This window comes from Paenibacillus sp. ov031, assembly GCF_900143165.1.
In the GTDB taxonomy this organism is placed as follows: Bacteria; Bacillota; Bacilli; order Paenibacillales; family Paenibacillaceae; genus Paenibacillus; species Paenibacillus marchantiae.
In genome coordinates, this window is sequence record NZ_FRDO01000001.1 from 902,390 (window position 1) to 927,566 (window position 25,177).

Consider the following 25,177-nt stretch of genomic DNA (forward strand, 5'->3'; position numbering starts at 1 on the left):
GTGAAAGGGGGTCCGGTAATGAATCAAATTCTAATTGTCGATGATGATGTTTATATCCGCGAACTTGTAAGTACGATCCTGAAACAGGAGGGATTTCTTACAATTGAAGCGGTTGATGGACATGATGCGCTGCAAAAAGTAGCAGAAGTGAATCCAAGCCTTTGCATTATAGATATTATGATGCCAAATATGGACGGTTTTGAATTGTGTCGCGAGCTTCGGCGCTATCATGAGGATATTCCGATTTTAATGCTAACTGCGAAGGAGGATATCACTCAAAAAGTCAAAGGATTTGAAATGGGTACGGATGATTACCTCACCAAACCGTTTGAACCTGCTGAACTGATAGCCCGTACGAAGGCATTGCTGAAGCGTTATAAAATAAATGCTTCTCAATCGGTTACCGTTGGACGAATCACGCTGGACAGAAGCAGTTATGCCGTCATTATGGAGGGGAATACTCATACGATTCCTATGAAAGAGTTTGAATTGTTATTTAAGCTTGCGGGTAATGCCAATAAAACACTCTCCCGTAATCAGTTGATTGAGGATTTATGGGGGTACGATTTTGAAGGAAATGAACGCACACTGGATGTACATATCAATCGGTTGAGAGAACGTTATCAACCGGAGACGGCAGGTTTCAAGATTACAACCATTCGAGGATTGGGTTATCGATTGGAGGAGACACCTTGAAGAAAGAAGGGGCTTTCAATCGAGCGGAGATGGATATGTTTATAAGGCGAACGATTTTCTTCCTGGTGCTCTTCTGTGTATCTCTATGTGTTGGATATGTGCTAATGCAGTGGATCTATAAGGTGACTGGGAATCCCCCGGAACTGATTGCCCATCTTCTTACTGCGATTGTTGGCTTGGCTCTTATGCCGTTGGTAGGTTACGTGTGGGCATGGATCCGTGGTGAAGAACGGAAGGATCGCAGATTCATTTTCAATAAACAACGTACAGAATTGCTTGAAGCGATGAGCAGGATTGCCAAGGGAGATTTCAATGTATCTGTGAAGATGGAGGTCGAACAGGGCCCGTATCAGGAGGTGGTGGACAGCGTAAATACCATGGCTAGAGAACTTGGCTCGGTGGAAAAGATGCGCCAGGATTTTATATCCAATGTATCTCACGAGATCCAGTCCCCGCTCGCTTCCATCAGTGGGTATGCCTCGTTGCTGAAAAATAAAAGTGTGAATCCGGAGCAAATCGTATTATATGCAGATATTATTGAAACGGAGAGTAAGCGATTATCCAAGCTGAGTGGTAATTTGTTGCGTCTTTCCGCATTGGAGTCCGATTATACTTCCATGGAGAAGAAAGCTTATCGTTTGGACAGACAACTTGAGAACATCCTTCTTATGCTGGAACCCCAATGGGCTGAAAAACAAATTCAATTGGATGTATCTATGCCTGTGACCACGATTATAGGGAACGAGGATTTGCTAAGTCAGGTGTGGATCAATCTGCTGCACAATGCAATCAAATTCACACCTGAAGAGGGGACCATTGGGGTAACGCTTGTTTGTCATCAAGATGAGGTTGTATGTACGATTACGGACAATGGCGTGGGCATCTCACCAGAAGATCAGCTGCACATTTTTGAACGGTTTTTCAAGGCGGATAAAGCTCGAACCCGTTCCCTGGGAGGCAATGGACTTGGGCTGTCTCTTGTCCAAAAAATTGTGAAGATGCACGGCGGACAAGTTACTGCCCAAAGTGAGCTGGGACAGGGATCGGAATTTGTTGTAAGTTTACCCCTGATCACTGAAAAATCTTGAAATTAGATTGAATGTGTGGAATATGGAATTGAATTACCGGAGCATCAGTCGTTTAACGACTGATGCTTTTTTGGTTTTTCGTCAGATCGTCAGATTTGAAACATCCTTACGAGAATATGAATCTGCTGATTTCTTTATCCATTTAAATTCAGTTTAACTTCAAGCGCTAAGATGAGTTTGTGAACAGGAAAACAACATGAAATTAACCAATAAATCTAGGAGTGATTGCTATGAGTAATCAACATAAACGTATCGCTATTATTGGAGCGGGTCCTGGTGGACTCACGCTGGCAAGGATCTTGCAGCAGGCAGGGCACAGTCCTGTCGTGTATGAAAGTGACCCGTATCCGGCGTATCGCGAACAGGGAGGTACACTTGATCTGGATCAGGAGAGCGGCCAAAAAGCATTACAGATGGCCGGACTACTCGATCAGTTCCATGCCATTTGCCGCTTTGAAGGACAGGCGTTAAAACTTTCAAATAAAAAAGGAAACATTCTGCTTGATGCCCAGGGAGCCCTTGATCACACAGAACATGACCGTCCAGAAATCGACCGTTCCGTGCTGCGGACGATGCTGCTTGACTCGCTGCAGCCGAATTCCATTCAATGGGGGTGTAAATTGTTGAAGGCTGTACCGCTTGGTCAGGGACAACATGAACTGCAGTTTGACAATGGGTTTACCGAAACCGTTGATCTGGTCATTGCAGCAGATGGTGCTTTTTCCAAAGTTCGTCCATTGGTCAGTGATGCAACCGCAGAATATTCGGGTGTGAGCATGATTGAACTTAACATCCTGAATGCCGCAGCCCAGTTTCCCGAACTTGCAGCATTTAATGGGATGGGAAGTATGTTTGCCCTGGGTGATCACAAAGGAATTATGGCACAGCTGAATGGGGACAAACGGATTCGGGTTTACCTGGGTTTCAAGGTGGAACGAGATTGGCTGGAACAGAGCAATATTCCTTTTGAGAACTTGGAAGAAGCGAAGAAAAAGATATTGCCGTTATTTGAAGATTGGGACGAACAACTGAAGAGTTATATCCGATGTGCTAACGGGGCGATCACACCCAGACGAATATATATGCTGCCTGTCCCTCACCAGTGGGAACATAAATCTGGCGTTACACTGATAGGCGATGCCGCCCACCTGATGTCTCCCTTTGCGGGAGCAGGGGCCAATCTGGCGATGCTGGATGCTGCCGAGCTTGCCAATTCCATTATAAATCATGCTGATCTTGACAAAGCCGTGCAGGAATATGAAACCAAGATGTTTGAGTACGCGGCGGAAACGGCAACCGTTACCCAGTCCAACATGGAATTGTTTTTCTCGGACAATGCCATTGAAGCATTATGTGAACTAATGAATGAACTCACAATCCAAGCGTAAAAGGAGATCATAAAAATGAAAAAATCAGGTGTAATTTCTCTCGAACTCGGTATTGAGCTTCCGCAAGGCATGTGGACATTCACGCCTTCGCTGTTATATTCGGAAGATGAATTAATTCTTGTGGACACAGGCGTGGCGGGAATGGTGCAAGAAGTATCCTCCAAGTTGAAGGAAGCTGGATATTCCATTGAACAGTTAACAGGTATTCTGCTCACGCATCAGGACCCGGATCATATTGGCAATCTAACCGAAATCATCAAGACCTATCCGGGTAAAAAGGTGTATGCACATGCTGCTGATCGTCCTTATATCGATGGAGAGCTTCCCCTTCTAAAACAAATGCCTCCAACAGTGCAGCTCAAAACGGCCCATTTCCCTTTAGTGTCTGGAGCTGTCGTTACAGATACTGTTGAAGATGGCGACGAATTGGCATTCGGTGGCGGAGTCATTGTTATTGAGACGCCAGGACATACACCTGGGCATATCAGTTTGTACCAACCTGCTTCCAAAACATTAATTGCTGGTGATGCCATGTTAATTCGCGGGGGACAACTGCAAGGACCTAACCCCGTGCAGACACCGGATTTGAAGCAAGCTTACGAATCGCTAAGCAAATTTGCTGCATATGACATCGAAAAAATCCTCTGTTATCACGGTGGTTGGTATGAAGGGAATGTAAACGAACGAATTGCGGAAATTGCAGCAGCCGGACCACAGGAATAAATACAGAAGATTTAAATGATAATACCAATAAAACAGCCTGAGAAATCGGCTGCTTTATTGGTATTTGTTTTATAGATCCAACACCTCCGGCAGGTATCCTGATTAAGGCTTTTCTTTTGCCTGACGCTGAATTTCTGTAGAGGTTAACGCTTTATCATATACTTTTACGTTATCCATTGAGCCTTTATAGAAAGGATCAGCTGTATAGCGGCTTTTGCCCAAATAAGCTTCCGTCACTTGCAGATCCTTCGGGTTAAACGTGATTTCCGTGCTGCTTGCTACAGCTTTTCCATTCACGTACAACGTGCCGGTATTTTCCTGAAGGGTAACAGCGACATGCACCCATTGATTGGAGGGCAGCGGTTCAGCAGCAATCAGGCTCTGATCCCGTCCCTGATCATGAATGGTGAATTGCATAGCTCCGTTATGCTGGGCGGGAGTAAGGAACATATGTCGGGTCAGGCCATTTCCAAAGTCGAAAATTCGCTGCCAGGCTCCGCCGCCACTCCAGTTGACCCATGCACTAAAGGTAAAATCATTCGTATCGGTAATGATTCCGGGCAGCTGGATGTAGCTGTCGGTTCCATTAAAAGCAGCAGCCTGATTCTTGCTGCTAATAGCAGAAGTCACCACATTAAAGGCTTGTCCATGATATTTATTTTTGCTGAAATCCTGTGCGATTTTGGCAAGTTTCTTTTGTTCAAAAGTATATTCTCCAAGCAAAGGACTAACCGCTTGCTGTGGAATGATAACGTTAAATGTTTTGGAGCTTACCGCACTACCTTTGCGAATCGTTGCCGTTAATGCCACCTTGGCATCTCCCTTACCCGTGCGAGGACGATTCACTACTCCGGTAGCGGACAGCGCAGAGGTGTTGGAAGATTTCCACGTAATCTCAGTATCACGAGTTCCCTTGATCGGGAGGGACAGGTTGAAGAATACGTTCCCTGTGTCGCCGATACTCAGATCCTTTTTCACCGCATTAACAATATCCTGATCCTTCATTGCAGCCATCTGACTTCCCCAGATTGCCACGCCAGACGAGGAGAGAGCGCTAAAGGTCAGAACCGTCTTTTGGGAATATGGCTCCCATTCATGAGTGAAGACTCCTTTATACAGAACATTATTCGATGTGATTTGCACCTGATTGTCTTCTTTAAGACTCCAAGTTCCCGTCACCGCACCACTAATCTGCCCATCTGCTGTGAACTGAACGGTCTGTGAAGATTTGATCTCGGCCGTGATTTCCTTCCCGTGATTCACCCATTTGTACTGACCAGCAATATCCTGGGTTTTCAATGCGGCAGTATCCTCTTCTAAGCCCGCATAGCGATAGGGAGAAACAACAGGCCATCCTTCCGAGTTCATATGCATCTCATGGACGCGGACTTCATGCTCTTCGCCGCGTCCTGGAAAGCGGGAATGGAAGATCAGAAATTGTTTTCCCGTTTCAGCGTCAACATAAGCGGAGTTATGTCCTGGTGATACATAGCCGATACCTTGACCTGTGCCGGGGTCACCGATCTGTCTTTGAAACAGGAAGTTTCCTAGTAATTTGACGCCAAAAGGCTCGATCGAACGGTCGTCAAACAAGGGTTTGTCCTTGTCCGCCTTGACGTTGATCATATCGTTTCCTTCAGCATCGAGGAAAGGGCCGTCCGGTGTTTTGGAGCGAGCTACGCGAATGTTATATCCCCCGTCAGCACCCAATCCGCCATAGGACAGATACAGATAATAATAGTCGGTTTCGGGATTATAGAGCATATAAGGTGCTTCAATTCGGCTGTGATTGCCTCCGGTCAGTTTTTTGCCATAACCCTGATTAGGGAGAGGTTTCCCCGTCGTTTCGTCCATCTCCAGAATGAAAATCCCCCCGGAATAGGAACCGTATACCATCCAGAGCTTTCCGTTTTTGTCGAAAAATACATCAGGGTCGACCACATTCGGATGTATGGTTGCATCGTATATGGTGCCATCCTCACTAATCTCATCCCACATGCCGGATTTGAGCAGAATACCCTGATCCTTATAAGGGCCCTCAATGTTATCTGCCACAGCAACACCTAACGCAGAGCGGGGAGAGTCCCCTTTGCACGCATTGTAGTACATATAAAATTTTCCATCCGCCAACTGGATGACGTCTGCTGCCCATAATGTATCGGTCTGCGCCCATTGTAGGGCTTCAGCGAATTCCTTGGTTACATTAGGGACAACAGGGTTGTCATCCGTAACCCCGGAGGCGACCGAATCCCAATTCATCAAATCTTTGGACTTTGCCACTTGAAGATGTGAACCAAAAATATAAAAGGTATCACCCACCTTAATAACGGAAGGGTCATGAACGGAAACATTCCTGAATGCTGGAACCGCATTCTCAATGGATGTGGAAACTTGCGGGTTGGAACGGATTGCCCCCGGACTATCCGCGAATACGGAGACGGGAGCCAAAGCTGTTGTCGTAAGTAATGCAGAGCTCAGTAAAGAAATGTTAAGTACGCTTACCCAATAACGTTTCATACGTTTCCCCTTTCCCAATACCTGAAATGAAAAATCACCCTATTCATTGCCGCAAACGTTATTTGCTCTGACAGCCCTCCTTTTGGTTCTCATAAATTATCAAGCGCTTTCATTTGCTATATTATCAATCAATTTATATATTTGTAAACCATAAATATCAGGGTTAGGGTGACTTTAGGATGGAGAGGGAGATAAGCAAAAGGTCGATGTATTCGGAAGAATTCCTATGATATAACGGATTTTTTGTAATTTTGGGATTGAAATCTTTACTCGGAATAAGATACTATACGATTAGATCATGTGTTTATATATTTATCAATCAATTTATATTTATACGAATTAAAGGAAGCTTATCTACGATAATTTACGCTACATAGGAGGAATGAACATGAATACATTTCATAATCAACTAATTGCACACTACAAGTTTGAAGATGCAGCCGACATTGGCAAGGATAGTTCAGGAAATGGGCACGTTGGAGGCGCCGCAGGAGAGAAAATACCCGACATTTCCGAAGTGAATGGCAGATGGGCGGTTACTTTTACTGGAGGATCGAACGGAACATCCTATATGGAATTGCCTTCGAATTTGCTGCAAAATGTAAGCGACAACACTGGAGTAACTGTTGCAGCATGGGTCCATTTAGGCAAGGGATCGAACGTGTGGGAGCGGATTTTCGACTTCGGCAAAGGAGAAAAGGGCCCCTATTTATTTCTGACTCGTCAGATGCGGGGCACGTTATATGCAGGTGATGATCTGGTTGTAGACCCGGGACGTGGATTTGCCAGTGGTGAATGGATGCATATTGCTTTGTCAGTAGCAGGCAGTCAGGGCGGCACACGCAGCAGCGCGGGTCCGGTTGTATATGTGAATGGAGAGAAAGTAGCGGATGGCTCCATCAGTCAGACGTCTAGTGGCAACTATGCCAAGCTGCGCAGATGGTTTGATTCGTTCGTAGATCCTGCGAATTATAGCCGCAATTATATTGGACGTTCTCAGTACGCGGCAGATGTGGATTTTGCAGGCTCACTGTCTGATTTTCGGATTTATCAGGCGGCTCTGTCCATGGATGAAGTGATCGAAGTCATGTGCGAGTCCCTGACGGATGAAGAGATTGTGAAGCTGGCAGGAGATAAATATTTGTCTGCTCCAGCCCGGATTATTACCAAAGACGTGTCATTGCCTGTAGATTTGCTGGGGGGCAAGGTAAACGTTCAATGGAAATCAAGTCAGCCAGAAGTTCTGTCAGCGAATGGACAAGTTCAACCCCTGAGCTCAGCACAGGAGATTCGTTTGAACGCACTTTTAACCAAAGGTGGAAATACGCTGAACAAAAGTTTTGATGTGTCCGTTGTGCCAGAACATCTTCCGCCTTATACCGTTACAATCCATGGGGACCAGCATGTGGCGGATATTAGTGAAGTGATGTACGGCCTGTTCTACGAGGATATCAACAATGCAGCAGATGGGGGAATCTATGCGGAGTTAGTTCAGAACCGTTCGTTCGAATCCTTTGCATTCGATACGTACTCGCATGACTCTGGCGAATGTGGTTGTTCGACAGGCCGGAACCGTGATCCTTTGTTTGCCTGGTCAGGGGATACCGAGAAAATGATCGTACAGCATACCGATGGAATAAACACTCATCTTAACGTAGAAGCCCCGGAAGTGAACGCTTATTATGTAACGGTTCAGACGGGTGCGACCATTCGAAATCGCGGATTCTCGGATTCCAATGAGCATTGTGCCATGTCCATCAAGAAAGGAGAGGCATATGATTTTACCGTCTGGGCCAAGGCAGTATCCGCAGGAACGATTACGGTTCAATTGCAGGACGGGAACGGTGATGCCATCAGTGATTCAGTTACGCTGCAAGTTGAAGGCGGTAACACATGGAAGAAGTACGGGATCGCCTATTCCGATACCCGTGTCCTTGTGGCCAATGGCGAGATCAGCGGTCATGCAAGTGGCAGCCATGTATTGACTCACTCCAGCTCTCCCCATATCACCCATTCAAACGTGACCCAGACCGGAACGGAGACCGCGCTGGGGCAATTGGCACTTACCTTTGAAGGAGACATTTCCATCGACATGGTGTCGTTGACTCCGCAGGATGTATGGGGAGCCGATCCGAAAGAGCAGGGAGTATCCGCTTCAGCACATGCCAACTACACCGGGAATCCGAACTATCGGCTTAGGAAAGATCTGGTTCAAGCCCTTGTTGATCTGCATCCGAAGTTTCTGCGTTTTCCGGGGGGATGCATTTCCGAAGGTTCGTTTATTTGGGACAATGTGTATGACTGGAAGGATTCGGTGGGAGCGGTGGAGCTTCGCAAAGAGAACTATAACGTCTGGGGTTACATGATGACGATGGGTCTCGGCTATATGGAGTATTTCCAACTGGCAGAAGATTTGAATGCTGCTCCGGTGCCGGTCATGGCCTGTGGCGTTCTGTGTCAGGCTCGTTCGGATTACGCACACCCGGCGGGTGGCGCTTTGAGGGATTACTATATCCGAAACTTTACAGACCTGATCGATTTCGCGCTCAGCACGGATATTGAACATAATGAATGGGCTGCCATTCGAAGCAGCATGGGGCATCCTGAACCATTCGATCTGCGTTATCTTGGCGTAGGTAATGAGAACTGGGGAACCGAATTTTTTGCCAACTTTGAAGTATTCAAGACGTCAATTGATGAGTATATGAAACGTAATTATCCTGATCATGAGCTTCATATCATTTCGACAGTTGGGGCCCAGGCAGACGATGATGCGTACCAGCAGGGCTGGAAATTCCTGAGCGGCAATCTGACCGGATCAGCTCAGGTGGCTTTTGCAGATGGCAAAGAGGTCATCGAGGAGACGGTCACTTGGTATGAGAATCAGGGCAACTATATGGATACCATTGCGGATGAGCACTACTATCGCTCCAATGACTATTTGCTGAACAACGTGGACCGGTACAACTATTATGAGCGGGCTTATCATGAAGACGGCAGTATGGATTGGAAAGAGACATCCAAGGTATTTGTGGGAGAATATGCATCCACGGACAAAAATACACTGGCAGGTGCGATCGCAGAAGCGGCGGTCATGACCGGTTTTGAAAATAATGCGGACGTTGTTCGCCTGGCTGCCTATGCGCCATTGTTCAACAAAGTACTGACGGACGGCACCTATCGCTGGACGCCAGACTGCATCTGGTTTGATGATGAAACGGTGTGGTATACACCGAATTATTATGTGCAGCAGCTTTTTGCCAAGTATGTGGGTGAACAGGTGCTGGGCACTTCATTTACAACGTACAGCAAGGGGCAACCGATGGAACTCATTCCACGAGGCGGTATCGAGATTGCGACAGGCAATGCCGATATTGTGGTGAAACGGATTACGGTCACATCGAACCAGGATGGCAGCGTGCTGTTTACAGAAGATTTCAGGGAGCGGACAGCTCTGAATGAGGCATGGAATTCGATTCCGGGATCGGCAGGATACACGCTGGAGAAGGAAAAAGGACTGATTTTGAAAGCCCAGTCAAGCGGACTGAATGGATTATTCCTTCTGAACGATGAATGGTCGAATTATAAAGTGGAAGTCGAGGCTCAGCGTATAGCGGGTGAGGATGGCTTCACCATCGGTGTTGGATTGACGGATAGTTCACCTGAGAAAAAGGATGTCATCGAATACGCAATCGGATATGGCGGCAATGCAACGGGAGTCAAAGTATATAAACAAGGTGTAGAAGGCTACACTCTGGGTGATTATTCTTCCAGTTCAGCGGCGGGGAATCTCCGGGCAGCCAACTATGAACCGCTGGCGAACGATACGAATTATACGATTACTGTCAATTATGGTGGCGATACAGGGAAGAATCTGATCTGCTCTTATACCGATGGTCACACGACCAGCAGAATTCTGGATTACAAGCTGGAAGCGTACAACCGGGATGTATTCCATTCTGTTACGAGAGATGCGCAGCAAGTGTATGTGAAGCTGGTGAACGCAGATGGGGTGGACAAAGCAACCCAAATTCACCTTCAAAATCTAAACGTTACCTCTGTTGCGAAATGGATAACACTTGGCGGAGATGAAGAATTGCTACATGTTCCTAATGTGAACCAGAAAAATGATGAGAAAATTGTTCCACAAGAACAAGTGATTCATCTGCAGGAGGATTCGGTTGTTTTGCAGCTTCCTGCTCATTCGGTCAATGTATTGGTTATGGATGTCCAGAAATAATAATTTTTAATATTTCAATAGTAACCTGATGCAGCCTTAGAACCGCGACACTCGCGGTTTTTTGGCGTTCAACGAAGAGGGTCAACAAAAGATACCTAAAGTAAATAGCCTACACTATTGCCGATTCCTGACGGATTCTATAATGAATTTGAAGGAGGAGACAGCTCATGCGTTCCAACTACAAACAATTTATACGAAACGTTCCGCTTCATCTCATGATATTGCCTGGACTGATCATCATTATTGTATTCGGTTACATTCCGATGGCGGGACTCTCCATTGCCTTTCAGAATTTCTCTCCCATTGCCGGATTCAAAAATATGAACTGGGTCGGCCTGGACAATTTCAGGTATCTGTTCGATCTGCCGGGGTTCGGTCAGGTCGTATGGAATACGGTATTTATTTCCGCGATGAAAATTGTGTCCGGTTTGGTCATTCCGGTACTTGTGGCCCTGCTGCTGAACGAGGTGCGCAAAACAGGTTTTAAACGAACGATTCAGACGGTCATCTATATGCCGCATTTCTTTTCCTGGGTCATTTTGGCCGGAATCATTGTGGATGTATTATCTCCCAGTACCGGGATCGTAAATATGCTGCTTAAAGCAGTAGGTGTAGAGCCGGTTCAATTCCTGGCCAGTAACGAATGGTTTCCTTACATACTCGTCATTACGGACCAATGGAAAGAATTCGGATTTGGCACGATTATATATTTGGCCGCACTGACAAACATTGATAAATCCCTGTACGAAGCATCTGTCATGGATGGAGCAGGAAGATGGAAGCAGACCTGGCATATTACGCTGCCTGGCATTCGTCCCATCGTGATTCTAATGGTTACACTGAGTCTGGGTAACGTGCTTAACGGTGGTTTTGACCAAGTGTTCAACCTCTACAATCCACTGGTCTATGAATCCGGAGACATTCTGGATACGATGATCTATCGGATCGGTCTGCAAGATGCGCAGTATTCGGTATCAACCGCATTGGGTCTCATTAAGTCAGTCGTTTCGTTTATCTTTATCGGGCTTGGTTATTTCCTAGCCTATCGATTAGCCAATTATCGGATTTTCTAGAAAGGAGGCAAGAACATGCATCACGCTTCAAGAGCCTACCGTTGGTTTCTGGGAATCAATTATGTCATCCTGACCCTTCTTGCCTTGCTATGTCTGTTTCCTATTGTGAATATTCTGGCAATTTCGTTTAGTTCAAGTGATGCAGTCAAGGCGGGGAGTGTCACATTCTGGCCGGTGGACTTCACCTTCTCCTCGTATAAATACATTCTCGAAAATCAGCAGTTTCTAAATTCATTCGGTACAAGTCTTCTCCGTGTGGTACTCGGAGTTGCGACCAACCTGATTTTCACGATTCTCGTAGCCTATCCGCTCTCCAAAGAGGCAGCAAAGTTTCGTTCCAGAACGTTCTATGCGTGGGTTTTTGTCTTTACCATGCTATTCAGTGGAGGATTAATCCCGGGTTATCTGATCGTCAAGGAAGCAGGCCTTTTGGATTCCATCTGGGCTCTGATATTACCGGGAGCGGTTCCGATCTTTAATGTATTGCTTATGCTGAATTTCTTCCGGGGTTTGCCGAAGGAGCTGGAAGAGGCGGCTTGGATGGATGGCGCAGGCCATTTCCGTACGCTATGGAGCATTTACCTTCCCATTTCATTGCCCAGTATCGCAACCATTACATTGTTTGCCATGGTGGGACACTGGAACGCCTGGTTTGACGGCATGATCTATATGAAAAGTCCGGAAGGTTATCCGCTAGCCACGTATTTGCAATCGATGCTCCAGCAAGTGACGATGATTCAGAGTGAAATGATGACCCTGGAGGATGCAACTCTGTTAAGTCAGGTGTCGGATAGAACGACCCAGGCATCCCAAATCTTTTTGTCCGTTATCCCCATTTTGCTGGTGTATCCGTTCCTGCAAAGGTATTTCGTTCATGGACTTGTTGTCGGTAGTGTAAAGGGATAAGATCGATGGAGGAAAACCAATGGGAGGAGCCGATTTCCGGCTCCTTTTTGCCGTTGAGGAGAGGAGTGAAAGGGAAATGAGATTCGCGGTGGGCACCTGGAAAAATGCATCCATCGTCGTCAAACTGATGATTGCTTTTGTGCTCGTCATCCTGCCCCTATATGGGATCAGCATTATGATCACGCATACCAGCTCCAAGCAAATGCAGACGGAAGTGGAGAAGGCGCATGAATCAAAGCTTTATTTTTACCACAATCATCTGCAATTCGAACTGGAGAGAATGAGTGGGCTTGTTACCGAATTTTCGTTCGATGAAACGATGTCCACCCTAAGTACACGAGCTGCGATTATGAGTAGATATGAGGTGACTTCCAGTCTCAATAATATCCACAACAAGCTGGGGCAGATCATGGTGACGAGTCCCTATATCAGCGATGTTGTGTATTACGTTCCGGCTCTGCATAAACGAGTAAGCGCGGTGGACGGAATTCGCAATGTAGAGGATACAGAATGGAAGGATCTGCTGGAAACTATGGGGAATCTGAATGGTGAGTTGTCTTATTCGGATAACAATCTTTATTTTCTCAAAAGCAATCCGTATAACATGAATCATGAAGAACCACCCAATTTTATATTAGGCATACGCTTGTCTGCAGAAGAACTGAAGCACAGATTACAGCAGCTCGCGGAAACAGGAGGCAGTGATATTACGCTGAGCTTCGGAGAGAAGCACAATGTCGCCATTTCCTCTTCAGACGAACCTACATCGGCGGCATTATTGCAACGGGTATCACCGGTATCACCTGTATCCATGCAAGTGACGAGATTTCAATCCGATCCATATCTGTATTATTCGCTTTATGATCCCGATCACTCGTTCACGCTGACAGCCAGTATCCCTAATGATGTGCTCCAAGCTCCGCTGGAACAATACAACCTATGGCTGTGGACGTTGACGCTTATTTCAATTGTTATCATTATGATCTTCTCCTTTTCGATCTACAGGTCAATTCACAAGCCGTTATCTGTGCTCATTCGCGGGTTCAGAATGGCGGAGCAGGGCCAGACAAATATTCATATTCCGCAATCCAGACGCGATGAATTCGGTTATTTATACTCTCGCTTCAACCACATGATAGAGCGCTTACATATTTTGATTGATGAAAATTATGTTGCCCGGATTCGAACCAGCGAGGCAGAACTCAAACATTTGCAGTCCCAGATTCAGCCTCACTTTCTATATAACAGTCTGTTCAGCATCAAGCAAATGGCCGAGGTCGAGAATGTTGAATTAATTCAGGAATTCACCGACTATTTGGGTCAATATTTCAGGTATATGTCCAGGGATTCTCATTCCGAGGTTTCGCTAGGTGAAGAGGTGGACCATGCCTTGGTCTATGCTTCTATTCAGAAAATCCGATTTGGCTCAAGAGTCCAACTGCAACTGGAGGAACTAAGTAGGGAGTATCGAGACATCGCCATTCCCCGAGTCATTATTCAGCCAATTGTCGAGAACGTATTCGAACATGTCCTTGCCAAACGCAGTCAGGGAGGAATTCTGAAATTATCCTATCAAGTGGAACACGACAAGTTGTCCATTCGGATAGAAGATGATGGCGATCAATTAACAGATGAAATCCTGAGCAGCCTGCAAGCATCCTTTCAGGAATCTGCAAACCCGAGACATGGGGATGAAGAGATTACGGGACTAATGAATGTGAATCAACGTTTACGGATCAAGTTCGGGACGGGCTATGGTCTTTGTGCGCAGCGTAGTGAGTTGGGCGGTTTATGCATGATTTTAAATATTCCATGGAGACGGGAGTAATCGTATGCAGCGCATGTTAATTGTCGATGATGAACCGGTTATTTTGGATGGTCTTTATGCATTCTTTCAAAAAGCGGATTTTCAGGATATGGAGATCATTAAGGCATACTCTGCCTTTGAAGCAATCGAGTGGTTGAATTCTGTCAAAATTGATATCGTGCTCAGCGACATCTGTATGCCAGGCATGGATGGCATGGAACTGATCGAGAAGATTATGGATCGCTGGCCACGATGCAAAGTGCTATTGCTGACAGGTCATAACGAATTTGATTATGCACACCAAGCAATACGTAACCCTTGTGTTGTGGATTACCTGTTAAAGACAGAGGGCATGAGTCATATTCGCGCAGCGGTAGAGCGGGCGTTAACACAAATATCGGAGGAAAATGATTTCCGTTACCAGCATGCCTGGTTCCGCAGCAAGCTGCCCAGAGCGCTGCCGCAGCTACAGAGACAGTTACTGCTGGATCTCCTAAAACGAACGGAAAGACATGATACCGCCTCGCTTCAGGAAGAGTTGGATGCGGTCCAGTTACCTTTCATGTCCAACGAGCCTGTAATTCCGGTCATTATACGGGTTGAGGAGTGGAACAACTATCAATCCCAGGCGGACCGAAGTTTAATTCGCTATGCGGTTGCCAACGTTGCGGAGGAGCTGCTTCAGGATAAGGCCAAGGTCAAGGCTATTGATCTGGATTATCAGGTGATCGCCTGCTTTGTTCAGCCAAAGGTGGAGCCATCGAGCTTCCATACAGGACAGCAGGAGAAGTGGGAACAGACACTGCGTTTCGTCTATGGAACGCTGGAGTCTGTGCAGCAATCCTGTGCGAATTGTCTGAATCTGTCCGTCTCCATTATGGTGAGCGAACAGGCGGTGGAGTGGATGGAGTTAAGTCAGGCGATTGCACAGCTGCGCCTGTCGATCCATGAGGGCCCTGGACTTGGGATGGAGAAGCTTCTTCGGGTCAAAGTGCAGCATGATTCGCCATACACCCCCAATATTTTGAATCAGCAGAGTGTTGCAGCTCTTCATCTGGATCAGATCAGGCAGCGAGTTACAACAGGAGACAGGGAGTGGATGGAGTCGTTTCACAAATGGACAGAGGCTTCAAAAGAAGGACTTCAGGACCCCTTCTTTCGAATGAAGATCTATTCAGGAGCAGGTAATGGACTGATCGAGCTTCTTCATGAACTGGGCTTGTACGAATCAGCGATGGAGGAAATTGCGTTATCTCGTATGCTTTATTTTGACATCCATACGCCTTGGTCTGATCTGGTGGTTTTCTATCAATCGGCATATCAATGGATTATCTCCAAAAGAAGTGTTACACGTATCCATGATCAGTCGCAGATTCTAATTGCGATTCATCATTATATCAAGCACCATCTGGAGGATGACCTATCGCTAACCCGAATTGCACAGGAGGTTTCCCTTAATCCGTCATATCTGTCCCGTTGGTACAAGCGCATAACAGGCAAAGGCATATCCGACTATATCCATGACCGGCGCATTGAGCGCAGCAAGGAATTACTTCTCGGCTCCACCTGCAAAATGCATGAAATATCCGCTAAGGTCGGATTTAGTGATCAGCATTATTTTTATCGTTTCTTCAAAAAGGCCACCGGCTGCACGCCGCAGGAATATCGGGATCAAAAAAGTTAGATCAAGTCTGAAATGGTAAATCAAAGATACCAGATGTCAACGGGGTACACTCGAAGTGATAGCGCTTTCTTTATACAATAAAATTATACCTCACGGGGGAATAAAAAGGGGGATTCGCATGAACATGTCATTAAAGAAATTCTCATTGTTAACGTTAACCATGGTTCTGGCAACCACGCTTGCAGCCTGTTCATCGGGTACGGGTAGTGCTGAGAATGAAGCGCAACCGAACAAACAGCAGGATGCGGGAGGCCCGCTTACGAAATATGATCCACCCATCAAATTAACATCAACTATGAATGAAACAGGGAAAGAAACGCTCGCCGAAGGCGATACACACGCCAATAACATATGGACCAGAGGATACAAGGACGAGCTTGGGATCGATGTCACCTATGACTGGATTGTCCCGGATGCCAATTACAACGACAAAATGAACGTCACCCTGGCGAGTGGCGATTTGCCAGATGTTTTGAAAGTAAGTGCTGTGCAGTTTGAGCAGCTGCATGAAGCTGGGATGCTGGAAGATTTGACTGAGGTCTATGATAAGTATGCATCCGATCTGGTCAAGGAATTTATGTCTGCTGAGGATGGAGCAGGCTTGAAACCGGTAACCAAGGATGGGAAAATTTACGCGATGGTGAGTTTCCCAGGCTCACTTGATTCCTCAGATATGGTCTGGATTCGTCAGGACTGGCTGAAGAAAGTGGGACTGGAAGCGCCAAAGTCTATGCAGGATATCATTAAGATTGCGGAAGCCTTTACCTTTGAAGATCCTGACGGAAATGGTAAAGATGATACCTACGGTATTGCATTAAACAAGGATTTGCCAATCAACAGCTTCCTGCTCGGTTATCATGGTTATCTTGAAACCTGGATCAAGGACGCATCGGGTCAGGTCGTGAATGGTACCGTTCAGCCTGAAGTGAAGGAAGGATTGCGAGAACTGCAAAATCTGTACCAGAAGGGCGTTATTGATCCTGAGTTTGGAGTGAAGGACTTTGCAAAAATGATGGAGGATGTCAACGGGGGTAAGTCAGGCATATTCTTCCTGCCACAATGGGCACCATTTCAAGTCAGCAGCATGATCAAGAAGGATAAGAACGTGGACTGGCTGCCTTATCCGGTTCAATCTATTGATGATCAGCCTGCCAAAACGCAGAACCACCTTAGCTTGGGCGGCATATTCGCCGTTCGTAAAGGATACGAGCACCCGGAAGCCTTAATCAAGCTGCTGAATTTCCAAGCAGAGAAAATGTTCGGTGAGTCAGCCAAGGAAGAGCGTGCTGCATATTTGAACGGGGTAACCGGACTCGGTTTTCAGAATGCGACCGTATCCAATCTGCCTGCCAACAAAAACGTAAAAGCACAAGATGAAGTCGAGCAGGCGCTCAAAACGGGAGATACTTCCGGATTAGAGCTCGAAGCAAAGCTATTCTACGATGATATTATGGATTACCGCAATGGAAATCTGGATAAGTGGCATATGGAACGTATTTTTGGACCGGAAAGCTCGCAGGGTGTCATTAAATATTATCGGGATAACGACCTCATTGTCATGAATGAATTTATCTACGCCCCGACGAGAACCATGAACACCAAACAGGCAACCTTGGATAAATTGCGCGCTGAGACGTTTCTGAAAATCATCTATGGCAACCTGTCTATTGACGAGTTCGATAAATTTGTTGCAAATTGGAAAAAGCTTGGCGGAGACCAGATCACTCAGGAAGTGAATGAAGTCATTAATGCGAATAAATAAGGCATAGCAAAACAGCAAATGCCACTCTGCGTGCGATACGCAGGGTGGCATTTTGTATTACAAGCGAGAAAGGTCATCCTGTTTCATGAGAGTTCTCTTTCTGCTTCTTGCGATATTCATTGGGGCTGCAGCCCATCTCTTGCTTAAACAGTTTGGTGAAGTGAGAGTAGTTGGTATAACCGACATTTCCAGCAATGGTATGCACCGATTGTGCGGTGGTCTCCAGCAAATGTCGGGCCGCCACAAGACGGGTATGGATGACATAATGGCCCAGTGAAATGCCCATTTCTTTCTTGAACAGTCTTGCTAGATAATCTGGATTCAGATAGACCATCTCCCCCAGGTTATTCCTCGTTAGATCTTCTCCATAGTGAGTGCGTATATAATGGGTAATCTCATGTACAACCGACTTGGGCTGCTCGGCAACATTCAGATATTCCGCAGCCGTATTGACCAGGTAGGCAATATAGGATTGCATGTCTTCAATAGAATGCAGAGATTGCATGAACAACTGATCATTCGTTTTGCCCATATACAGCTTGTGCACTTCGATCTCCTTACTCTTCAATTGGGCATACACAAGTTGCACCAGATCAAGACGCAACAGACTTAGAACAGCGGTGCCTACCACCTCTTCACGGACAAGTTGATGCATATAACGCCCTGTTTCATCCAGAAACGCCTGGAAGCGATTTTCATTCAACAATTTCTCCAGCAATCCCAGATCAGGCGGTGTGTAATTCAATTCAGGTCTATTATAGTTTTCCAGTAAAAAGGTTTGGTTGCGGTGTTTGATTCGTTCTTCATTCATAAGCAACAACTCGTTGATGGTATGACGAATCTGACCCAGTGGCAGAGAGAACCCGATACTACAGCAGACATCCGACTTCAGGTAATTATTAACCTCCGGGATAAACGAACCGCACATGGATTCGATCAGCTGTGCATCCGGCGCTCTGTTCCATTTTAGAATAATCATCCAGTTATGATCCTTGATCTCGGTAATGGCTTCAATGGAGAAGAGAGTGTCCTGAAACCGTTCAACCATCACATTCAAACAAGCGTAATCGAACAGGTTCTTGTCGGTCTTGCCCAGCGTATGATCATACGGAAACAGGTTAACCAGAATAGGCAGAAACAGATCTGTTGTGTCATAAGGCAGGTTTTGTTCTGTCAAAAAGGCAGAGACGTCGGCAGGGCCGGAAGGAAAGGCTTTACCGGAGATCAGCCTGCGCCAGCTATCCTCAATTAGTTTGCTCCGATTTTTCTGCCACAGTTCACCCTCATGAATGGCTTTCTCAATGAACTGCTGGTCTCGGGCTTTGGCAACCGCCTTTTGAATAATAAGCGTTAACTTGTCAAACTCAATAGGCTTCAGAAAATAATCAAAGCTTTGCAGCTCAATTGCTTTCTGGGCATAATTGAAATCGGCGTAGTTGGTCAGAAATATCGTCTGTACATTATGCGATTCGTCCCGGACCCATGCGAGTAATTCCAGCCCGCTGCCCTGGGGCATCTCAATATCACATATGAGAATTTGAACGGGATGATTTTGCAAAACCTCCTTGGCCTGCGCAATATTATAGGCTGTGAATATCGTATGAATCCCCAAGGCCTTCCAATCGATTTTCTTTTCCAAAGCCATAACTACAAAATAATCATCATCAACCAGCAATGCATTCATGGTTTGTCACCTCTCCCGAAGTATCTGAATTCAGTATCATTTTAGGCAAGGAAAGCGTGATCCGAGCGCCACTTGCATCGTTTGCAAAGGTAATATTCGCTTCATCCCGATATAACAACTCCAAACGTTGGATGGTATTCATAATGCCAATCCGGTTACCACCGGTTTGTTCCAGCGCTTCTCCACGCATCAGTGCGTCAAGAACATCCGGGCTGAATCCTGGACCTGTATCCGAAATCCGGATCAGCACATGATCGCCATTTTCCTGTCGTTGTTCCGTTACGGATAAAGTAATGCATAATTCCCGATCTCGGGAGACCCCATATTTGACGGCATTCTCGATGAATGTCTGAATGACGAGTGGTGGCACAGCGATGCCCGTGATCACATCTGGATGTTCAATGCGGTAGGAAAAAGCATCGCGGTAACGCGACTTCTGGATATCCAGAAATGTTCTCACATGTTCAATCTCATCCTTCAGAAGAACGAAATTCTCCCCACTTTGAAAGATATATCGGAAATATCGGGACGTAGCCAGGGCCATACTCTCAATTTCCTCGTACATCTGCATCTGTGCCATACTGTACATGCTCGTCAGACAGTTCAGGAAGAAATGGGGCTTAATCTGCAATTTCATATAATCCAATCGTATTTTCTGTTTCTCTAATTCCTGCTCGTAGCGATCGATCTTGAACCGTTTAATCTGGGCTACCAGTTCTTTAAACTGTGCATTGACCTGCTCCAGTTCCATAATCCGACTGCTCTTGAAGTCTGTCGCTTCGTCCCCTTCGTTAATACGCGCCAAATTTTTGGAGAATCGCTGAATGGGAACAAGCAGATTTCTCCTGAAAAACATGATGATTGCACTTAATGTGGAGGTAACAATCAGAAAAAGCAGCATAATGAGCAGCTGAGCTACCATAATTTTCTCGAATGCACCAAACTTGATGGCCATGCGCACGCTGAATGCCGCATTGGAGAAGTCGCTGCTGACAATATTATGAGACTGGAACAGATCGAGAAATGAATGTCTCACTTCTGGTATGTGATCCCCGCCGGCAGGTCCAGAAAGTTGCACTCCATTCTCGTCTACCAGAGAGGCGTATCCGTTGGCCCCCAGATTAATCTGCTGGAGAGGGGCGATCAGTTCATCTGCCGATATCAAGGCAATAAGATAACGGTTGTAGTACGGCACAATATTGATAAGATAAGAAGTGCCGTTCACGTGAATTGGTGTCCAATGGGAATAGAACTTCTCATACACACCTTTATCACGGGTTAGCGTAATGATCTGCTTCTTCACTTCTGAATAATCCGAATAGGAGATACTTATTGGAGCGCAGTTGAGGAAATATTCACTATTCTCCAAGTAATAAAAGAAATTGTACGACTGCCCGTAGTTTCGCTGTAGTTCGGCAAAGAGCAAATGTAATTTCTCGTTGGCCTTTAGGAACGGAATACTGTTCACGCCATATGTATTCATGTTGTCGAGATTCTCGTCATTGGCCAGTGTCCACCCCATGAAATGATTAATGTACGCAAAATCGTGATTAATGCGATTGATATACAGATCGGCTGCATCCTGCAAGTATTGGGTGGATTGCTGTTTGACCATGGAGATGGAAGCAATGCTGATTACGAGATCCAAGATGAGCACGACAAAGGAAATGACGAACATCATGCGGATATAATGCCGAATGGGGTAGGGTTTGATGGTGTTCAGGTTTGCCATGGAACAATGCACCACTTTCTTGATTGCTTGGTTATGAATACGCTTTAATATCTCAGGAATAGTATAAAACCTTTATTTGAAAAAAACATAAAGATTTGCATCTTTTGATTCAGAAGTCCGGATTACACACACGAAAGTCTGGATAACGATATGATTTTTGCTTGTAAGCATCTTGGTTACTTGTAAAGTTCAAGGATGGAACCATAGAAGTCCGAATAACGTCCTTAGCGGTCCGGTAAACCCAATGTGAAGTAGTTTATACTGAAGCTATTCCAGAGATGACAGGTCCTACGGGAGAGCAGCATCAGTATATTTACAGGAGGGAAGGAAGAACCATGAGGACCAATCCACTTTATATTGGAAGAACGTTGGAGAGAATCAGGCGAAACTGGGGCCTTTACGTTTTGCTTTTTCCAGCGGTTCTGTTGACACTTTTATTTGCCTACAAGCCGATGTACGGCGTATTAATCGCTTTTAAGGACTACAGTCCGGCGTTGGGAATCGGAGACAGCCCTTGGGCTGGATTCAAATACTTTGAGAAATTCTTTCATTCCTATCAATTTACCAATACGATACGTAACACACTTGTGATCAGTCTGTACAGCTTGGCTACTTTTCCGATCCCAATTATGCTTGCACTACTGGTGAACCAGATGAGAGCCGGAAGATTCAAGAGGCTTTTTCAGACAGTCTCCTATATGCCTCACTTTATTTCAACGGTAGTTATGGTTGGGTTGATGCTGATCCTGTTCTCGCCAAGTACAGGGCTCGTTGGCAATATGTATCAGCTGTTTGGAGCACAAGCACCGGACTTAATGGGTTCATCAGCTCTGTTCAGCAGTGTGTATGTATGGTCTGACGTGTGGCAGCATGTCGGTTGGGATAGCATTATCTATATTGCCGCGCTGTCTGCCGTAGACCCAAGCCTCTATGAAGCGGCCACGGTTGATGGGGCAAGTCGATGGCACAAGGTTCGTTATATTGATATTCCGATGCTGCTGCCGACTGCCATCACGCTGCTTATTCTGCGGGTAGGCGGATTACTGGGCGTAGGATTTGAGAAGGTGTATCTGATGCAAAATGACCTGAACATTCTCTCAAGTGAGATTCTGTCTACTTATGTATACAAAATCGGGTTACTGAGCAGCCAATACAGCTTCTCCTCAGCGATAAACCTGTTTAATACCGTCATTAATTTTATTTTGCTTATTCTGGTCAACCAGTTGTCCAAGAAATACAGTGAAAACAGTCTATGGTAGGGGGGAGACAAACAAGATGAGCGTTATGGAACCGGCAGCAATGACCAGAACTCCCCGTACAAAACGTCGACCACGTGTTACGGTTGCAGAAGTTGTACTGTATGCCTTTGCTGTTCTTTTTCTGATTGCTATCATTTATCCGATCTATTTTATTGTCATCGCCTCGTTCAGTGATCCTTCATCTGTGGCTAACGGACAGGTGTGGGTTTTCCCCAAAGGTTTCACGCTTGAAGGGTATAGGGAACTGCTGCGACACGAAAATATCTGGATCGGATATCGAAATACCATTCTGTATACGGTGGTGGGAACACTCTTCGGGCTTGTCGTTAATATTTCGGCGGCTTATGCATTATCGAGAAAAGATCTGGTCGGGCGCAAATTTTTCTCGCTGTTCTTTATCTTTACGATGTTCTTCAGCGGCGGCTTGATTCCAACCTTCCTGACGATCCGCGACTTCCATCTCTATAACACGTTCCTGGTGATGGTGCTTCCGTTCTCCGTCGTGGTTTTCGACATGATCGTCGCCCGGACATTTTTCCAGACCAGTATTCCGGGAGATTTATGGGAAGCTGCCCAGATCGATGGCTGTGGTAACCTGAGGTATTTTGTACTGATCGTATTGCCGCTGTCCAAAGCAATCATCGCAGTCCTCGGACTATGGATTGCTGTAGGGTATTGGAATTCATATTTTAATGCCCTGATTTATCTAAAAGATCCGAATCTGTATCCGCTGCAACTAATTTTACGTAATATCCTCATCACGAATCAGATGCAGTCTGGCATGGGTACAGGAGAAGCAGCACAAGTTGCCCTGCGTCTTGCCAATTTGATGAGGTATTCCGTTATTATCATCGCTACAATTCCGATCATGTGTGTGTATCCGTTCATCCAAAAGTATTTCAATCAGGGGGTGATGATCGGCGCAGTGAAGGAATAAGGCGGGTTGAAATTCATTACGAATCAAGGGGGTTCCCAAATGGGGAAAAAGATAGGCAAGAAGTTATTCACCAAAATGAACAGCCTGCTTCTCGTGTCGGCCATGTTGGTCAGCGTTGTTGGCTGTAGTAGTGGAAATAGTAGTGAACCTGCGGAGACTACGATTTCAAGTGATTTTAATCAGGAAGGTCTGCCGATTGTCAATAAACCGGTCACACTCAAGGTACTGACGGTTCGTTGGGGGAATATGGGCGACACCTTTACACAGAACCAATGGCTCAAGGATTTGGAGAAGGATTCCAATGTGAAAATTGAGTGGCAGGTCATGTCCTCTAATGACTGGGGGGAGCAGAAATCCATTATGCTTGCCAGTGGTACACTCCCGGACATTATCTTGGGTGACCAGGTGTTCAGCGATTCGGACATTGTAAACAACCTGAGCTATTTCCGTCCACTGGATGAGTATATTGACTCGTATATGCCCAACTTGAAGGCGGCTATGCAAGAGACGCCAGACATGAAGAAAATCAGTACGTTTCCTGATGGCAAAATCTATTCCATGCCAACAAGACTGCCTGCCCGTCCGAAGAGCCGGAATCAGCCTGTAATTAATAAGGCTTGGCTTGATAAGCTGGGGCTGAAAGCACCAACGACAACAGAAGAACTGTATCAGGTGTTGAAAGCGTTTAAGGAAAAAGATCCGAACGGAAATGGAAAACAGGACGAAATTCCGTACACGGAAACGGGTCTGAATGTGGATTTCCTCAATCCATTCGGAATCACTGACATTAATGCCAGCAGTATGATTGTGCAGGACGGTAAACCGGTCTTCTTCCCAACGACTGACGCCTATAAAGAAGCTCTTATTTATACACATAAGCTGTATTCAGAAGGGTTGATTGATCAGGAACTGTTCACACAAGACAATACAATGACATCAGCCAAATGGCAAAATGCAGACATTCCAATCGTTGGCTTCAGCAACCAATGGACGCCCGATGCGGTATTTGGCAAGTGGAGCGACGAATATGAAGCGATTGCGCCAATTGCCGGACCTGATGGCAAACGTTATCAACCAGGTGATCCGGGCGGTATGAATCTGGCCCGTAATGAACTGCTCATTACAAGTTCATGTACTGTTCCAGAAGTAGCGGCACGCTGGGCTGATCAGTTCTATTCCAACGAAGCCAGCATTCAGAATTTCTGGGGTGCGATTGGAACTGTAATCAAGAAAAATGATGATGGCACATATACGCTGATGGACCCGCCAGCAGGCACTAGCGCCGATGCTTGGTACTGGGATCAATCCCTGCGTGATTTCGGACCCAAATATGTAAGCCCTTCCTTTGAAGAAAAAATTAAGCTTAATCCGAAGGCTGGTGACGGACTCAAGCTGCAAATTGATCAGTTGGGCAGTGCAGATGTAACGACACCTTATCCGAAGGTTATGTACAATGCTGAAGAGTTCCAGGAGCTGCCAACGCTGACAACGGATATTGACGGTTATGTAGCGACGATGCGAGCTCAGTGGGTAACCAAAGGCGGCATCGAAGACGGCTGGGATGCTTATATCAAAAAGTTGAATGATATGGGACTTGAACAGTTACTGACCATCCGTAATGATGCCTTCGAACGTTATATGAACGTCAAATAGAGTGGAGTTCAGTCACATCATTCATTGA

The 25,177-nt window shown here is 45.9% G+C and carries 16 protein-coding genes; 13 read left to right on the plus strand and 3 right to left on the minus strand.

All coding sequences use genetic code 11. The features are described 5' to 3' along the window. Positions 1 to 18: 18 nt before the first annotated feature. From BUA17_RS04010 to BUA17_RS04025, 4 genes are all read left to right on the plus strand, one after another. Positions 19 to 696 (plus strand): response regulator transcription factor, encoded by a 678-nt coding sequence (locus BUA17_RS04010; RefSeq protein WP_063563564.1) that lies wholly within the window; start codon positions 19 to 21, stop codon positions 694 to 696. Then, positions 693 to 1,784 (plus strand): sensor histidine kinase, encoded by a 1,092-nt coding sequence (locus BUA17_RS04015; protein WP_211754035.1) that lies wholly within the window; start codon positions 693 to 695, stop codon positions 1,782 to 1,784. Before BUA17_RS04010 ends, BUA17_RS04015 begins: the two co-directional genes overlap by 4 nt. A 230-nt stretch (positions 1,785 to 2,014) precedes the next feature. Further along, a complete protein-coding gene (locus tag BUA17_RS04020; RefSeq protein ID WP_072732678.1) occupies positions 2,015 to 3,172 on the plus strand; it encodes an FAD-dependent oxidoreductase in 1,158 nt (385 codons plus the stop codon). 15 nt (positions 3,173 to 3,187) lie between these two features. Continuing rightward, entirely contained in the window at positions 3,188 to 3,895 is a 708-nt protein-coding gene (locus tag BUA17_RS04025; RefSeq protein ID WP_072732679.1) for an MBL fold metallo-hydrolase, read from the plus strand. 102 nt (positions 3,896 to 3,997) lie between these two features. On the opposite strand, the gene BUA17_RS04030 is transcribed toward BUA17_RS04025, so the two are convergent. Next, a complete protein-coding gene (locus tag BUA17_RS04030) occupies positions 3,998 to 6,412 on the minus strand; it encodes an arabinan endo-1,5-alpha-L-arabinosidase AbnB (protein WP_072732680.1) in 2,415 nt (804 codons plus the stop codon). A gap of 388 nt (positions 6,413 to 6,800) precedes the next feature. Between BUA17_RS04030 and BUA17_RS04035 the strand changes: the two genes are divergently transcribed. From BUA17_RS04035 to BUA17_RS04060, 6 genes are all read left to right on the plus strand, one after another. Further along, positions 6,801 to 10,652: an alpha-L-arabinofuranosidase C-terminal domain-containing protein gene (locus tag BUA17_RS04035; RefSeq protein ID WP_072732681.1), complete on the plus strand. Its 3,852-nt coding sequence runs from the start codon at positions 6,801 to 6,803 to the stop codon at positions 10,650 to 10,652. Positions 10,653 to 10,819: 167 nt separating this feature from the next. Then, positions 10,820 to 11,725 carry an ABC transporter permease gene (locus tag BUA17_RS04040; RefSeq protein ID WP_063563569.1) on the plus strand — a complete coding sequence of 302 codons (906 nt, stop codon included), beginning with the start codon at positions 10,820 to 10,822 and terminating at the stop codon, positions 11,723 to 11,725. Positions 11,726 to 11,740: 15 nt separating this feature from the next. After that, positions 11,741 to 12,631 (plus strand): carbohydrate ABC transporter permease, encoded by an 891-nt coding sequence (locus BUA17_RS04045; RefSeq protein ID WP_063563570.1) that lies wholly within the window; start codon positions 11,741 to 11,743, stop codon positions 12,629 to 12,631. A 76-nt stretch (positions 12,632 to 12,707) separates the two neighbouring features. Further along, entirely contained in the window at positions 12,708 to 14,459 is a 1,752-nt protein-coding gene (locus tag BUA17_RS04050) for a sensor histidine kinase (protein ID WP_139295607.1), read from the plus strand. Between the two features lie 4 nt (positions 14,460 to 14,463). After that, positions 14,464 to 16,122 carry a response regulator transcription factor gene (locus BUA17_RS04055; protein ID WP_072732683.1) on the plus strand — a complete coding sequence of 553 codons (1,659 nt, stop codon included), beginning with the start codon at positions 14,464 to 14,466 and terminating at the stop codon, positions 16,120 to 16,122. A gap of 118 nt (positions 16,123 to 16,240) precedes the next feature. After that, positions 16,241 to 17,884, plus strand: a complete 1,644-nt coding sequence (locus BUA17_RS04060) for an extracellular solute-binding protein (protein WP_072732684.1) — start codon at positions 16,241 to 16,243, stop codon at positions 17,882 to 17,884. Between the two features lie 73 nt (positions 17,885 to 17,957). Here the strand turns inward: BUA17_RS04060 and BUA17_RS04065 are convergent, their stop codons facing one another. Beyond that, positions 17,958 to 19,568 carry a response regulator gene (locus BUA17_RS04065; protein ID WP_072732685.1) on the minus strand — a complete coding sequence of 537 codons (1,611 nt, stop codon included), beginning with the start codon at positions 19,566 to 19,568 and terminating at the stop codon, positions 17,958 to 17,960. After that, positions 19,549 to 21,300, minus strand: a complete 1,752-nt coding sequence (locus tag BUA17_RS04070) for a sensor histidine kinase (protein ID WP_072732686.1) — start codon at positions 21,298 to 21,300, stop codon at positions 19,549 to 19,551. The genes BUA17_RS04065 and BUA17_RS04070 overlap by 20 nt, the downstream gene beginning before the upstream one ends. A gap of 335 nt (positions 21,301 to 21,635) precedes the next feature. On the opposite strand from BUA17_RS04070, the gene BUA17_RS04075 reads away from it, so the two are divergent. Genes BUA17_RS04075 through BUA17_RS04085 form a run of 3 tightly spaced genes read left to right on the plus strand, consistent with a single transcriptional unit; the run spans position 21,636 to position 25,149 of the window. Beyond that, positions 21,636 to 22,559 (plus strand): ABC transporter permease, encoded by a 924-nt coding sequence (locus tag BUA17_RS04075; RefSeq protein ID WP_063563576.1) that lies wholly within the window; start codon positions 21,636 to 21,638, stop codon positions 22,557 to 22,559. Between the two features lie 40 nt (positions 22,560 to 22,599). Next, positions 22,600 to 23,496: a carbohydrate ABC transporter permease gene (locus BUA17_RS04080; RefSeq protein WP_063563637.1), complete on the plus strand. Its 897-nt coding sequence runs from the start codon at positions 22,600 to 22,602 to the stop codon at positions 23,494 to 23,496. Positions 23,497 to 23,535: 39 nt separating this feature from the next. Then, positions 23,536 to 25,149: a type 2 periplasmic-binding domain-containing protein gene (locus BUA17_RS04085; RefSeq protein ID WP_072732687.1), complete on the plus strand. Its 1,614-nt coding sequence runs from the start codon at positions 23,536 to 23,538 to the stop codon at positions 25,147 to 25,149. The last annotated feature ends 28 nt before the right edge of the window (positions 25,150 to 25,177 follow it).

What these genes read in the sequence shown, in the direction of transcription:
- BUA17_RS04010 (WP_063563564.1), top strand. Translation starts at nt 19, where the DNA reads ATGAATCAAATTCTAATTGTCGATGATGATGTTTATATCCGCGAACTT.
- BUA17_RS04020 (WP_072732678.1), top strand. Translation starts at nt 2,015, where the DNA reads ATGAGTAATCAACATAAACGTATCGCTATTATTGGAGCGGGTCCTGGT.
- BUA17_RS04025 (WP_072732679.1), top strand. Translation starts at nt 3,188, where the DNA reads ATGAAAAAATCAGGTGTAATTTCTCTCGAACTCGGTATTGAGCTTCCG.
- BUA17_RS04030 (WP_072732680.1), bottom strand. Translation starts at nt 6,412, where the DNA reads ATGAAACGTTATTGGGTAAGCGTACTTAACATTTCTTTACTGAGCTCT.
- BUA17_RS04035 (WP_072732681.1), top strand. Translation starts at nt 6,801, where the DNA reads ATGAATACATTTCATAATCAACTAATTGCACACTACAAGTTTGAAGAT.
- BUA17_RS04040 (WP_063563569.1), top strand. Translation starts at nt 10,820, where the DNA reads ATGCGTTCCAACTACAAACAATTTATACGAAACGTTCCGCTTCATCTC.
- BUA17_RS04045 (WP_063563570.1), top strand. Translation starts at nt 11,741, where the DNA reads ATGCATCACGCTTCAAGAGCCTACCGTTGGTTTCTGGGAATCAATTAT.
- BUA17_RS04050 (WP_139295607.1), top strand. Translation starts at nt 12,708, where the DNA reads ATGAGATTCGCGGTGGGCACCTGGAAAAATGCATCCATCGTCGTCAAA.
- BUA17_RS04055 (WP_072732683.1), top strand. Translation starts at nt 14,464, where the DNA reads ATGCAGCGCATGTTAATTGTCGATGATGAACCGGTTATTTTGGATGGT.
- BUA17_RS04060 (WP_072732684.1), top strand. Translation starts at nt 16,241, where the DNA reads ATGAACATGTCATTAAAGAAATTCTCATTGTTAACGTTAACCATGGTT.
- BUA17_RS04065 (WP_072732685.1), bottom strand. Translation starts at nt 19,568, where the DNA reads ATGAATGCATTGCTGGTTGATGATGATTATTTTGTAGTTATGGCTTTG.
- BUA17_RS04070 (WP_072732686.1), bottom strand. Translation starts at nt 21,300, where the DNA reads ATGGCAAACCTGAACACCATCAAACCCTACCCCATTCGGCATTATATC.
- BUA17_RS04075 (WP_063563576.1), top strand. Translation starts at nt 21,636, where the DNA reads ATGAGGACCAATCCACTTTATATTGGAAGAACGTTGGAGAGAATCAGG.
- BUA17_RS04080 (WP_063563637.1), top strand. Translation starts at nt 22,600, where the DNA reads ATGACCAGAACTCCCCGTACAAAACGTCGACCACGTGTTACGGTTGCA.
- BUA17_RS04085 (WP_072732687.1), top strand. Translation starts at nt 23,536, where the DNA reads ATGGGGAAAAAGATAGGCAAGAAGTTATTCACCAAAATGAACAGCCTG.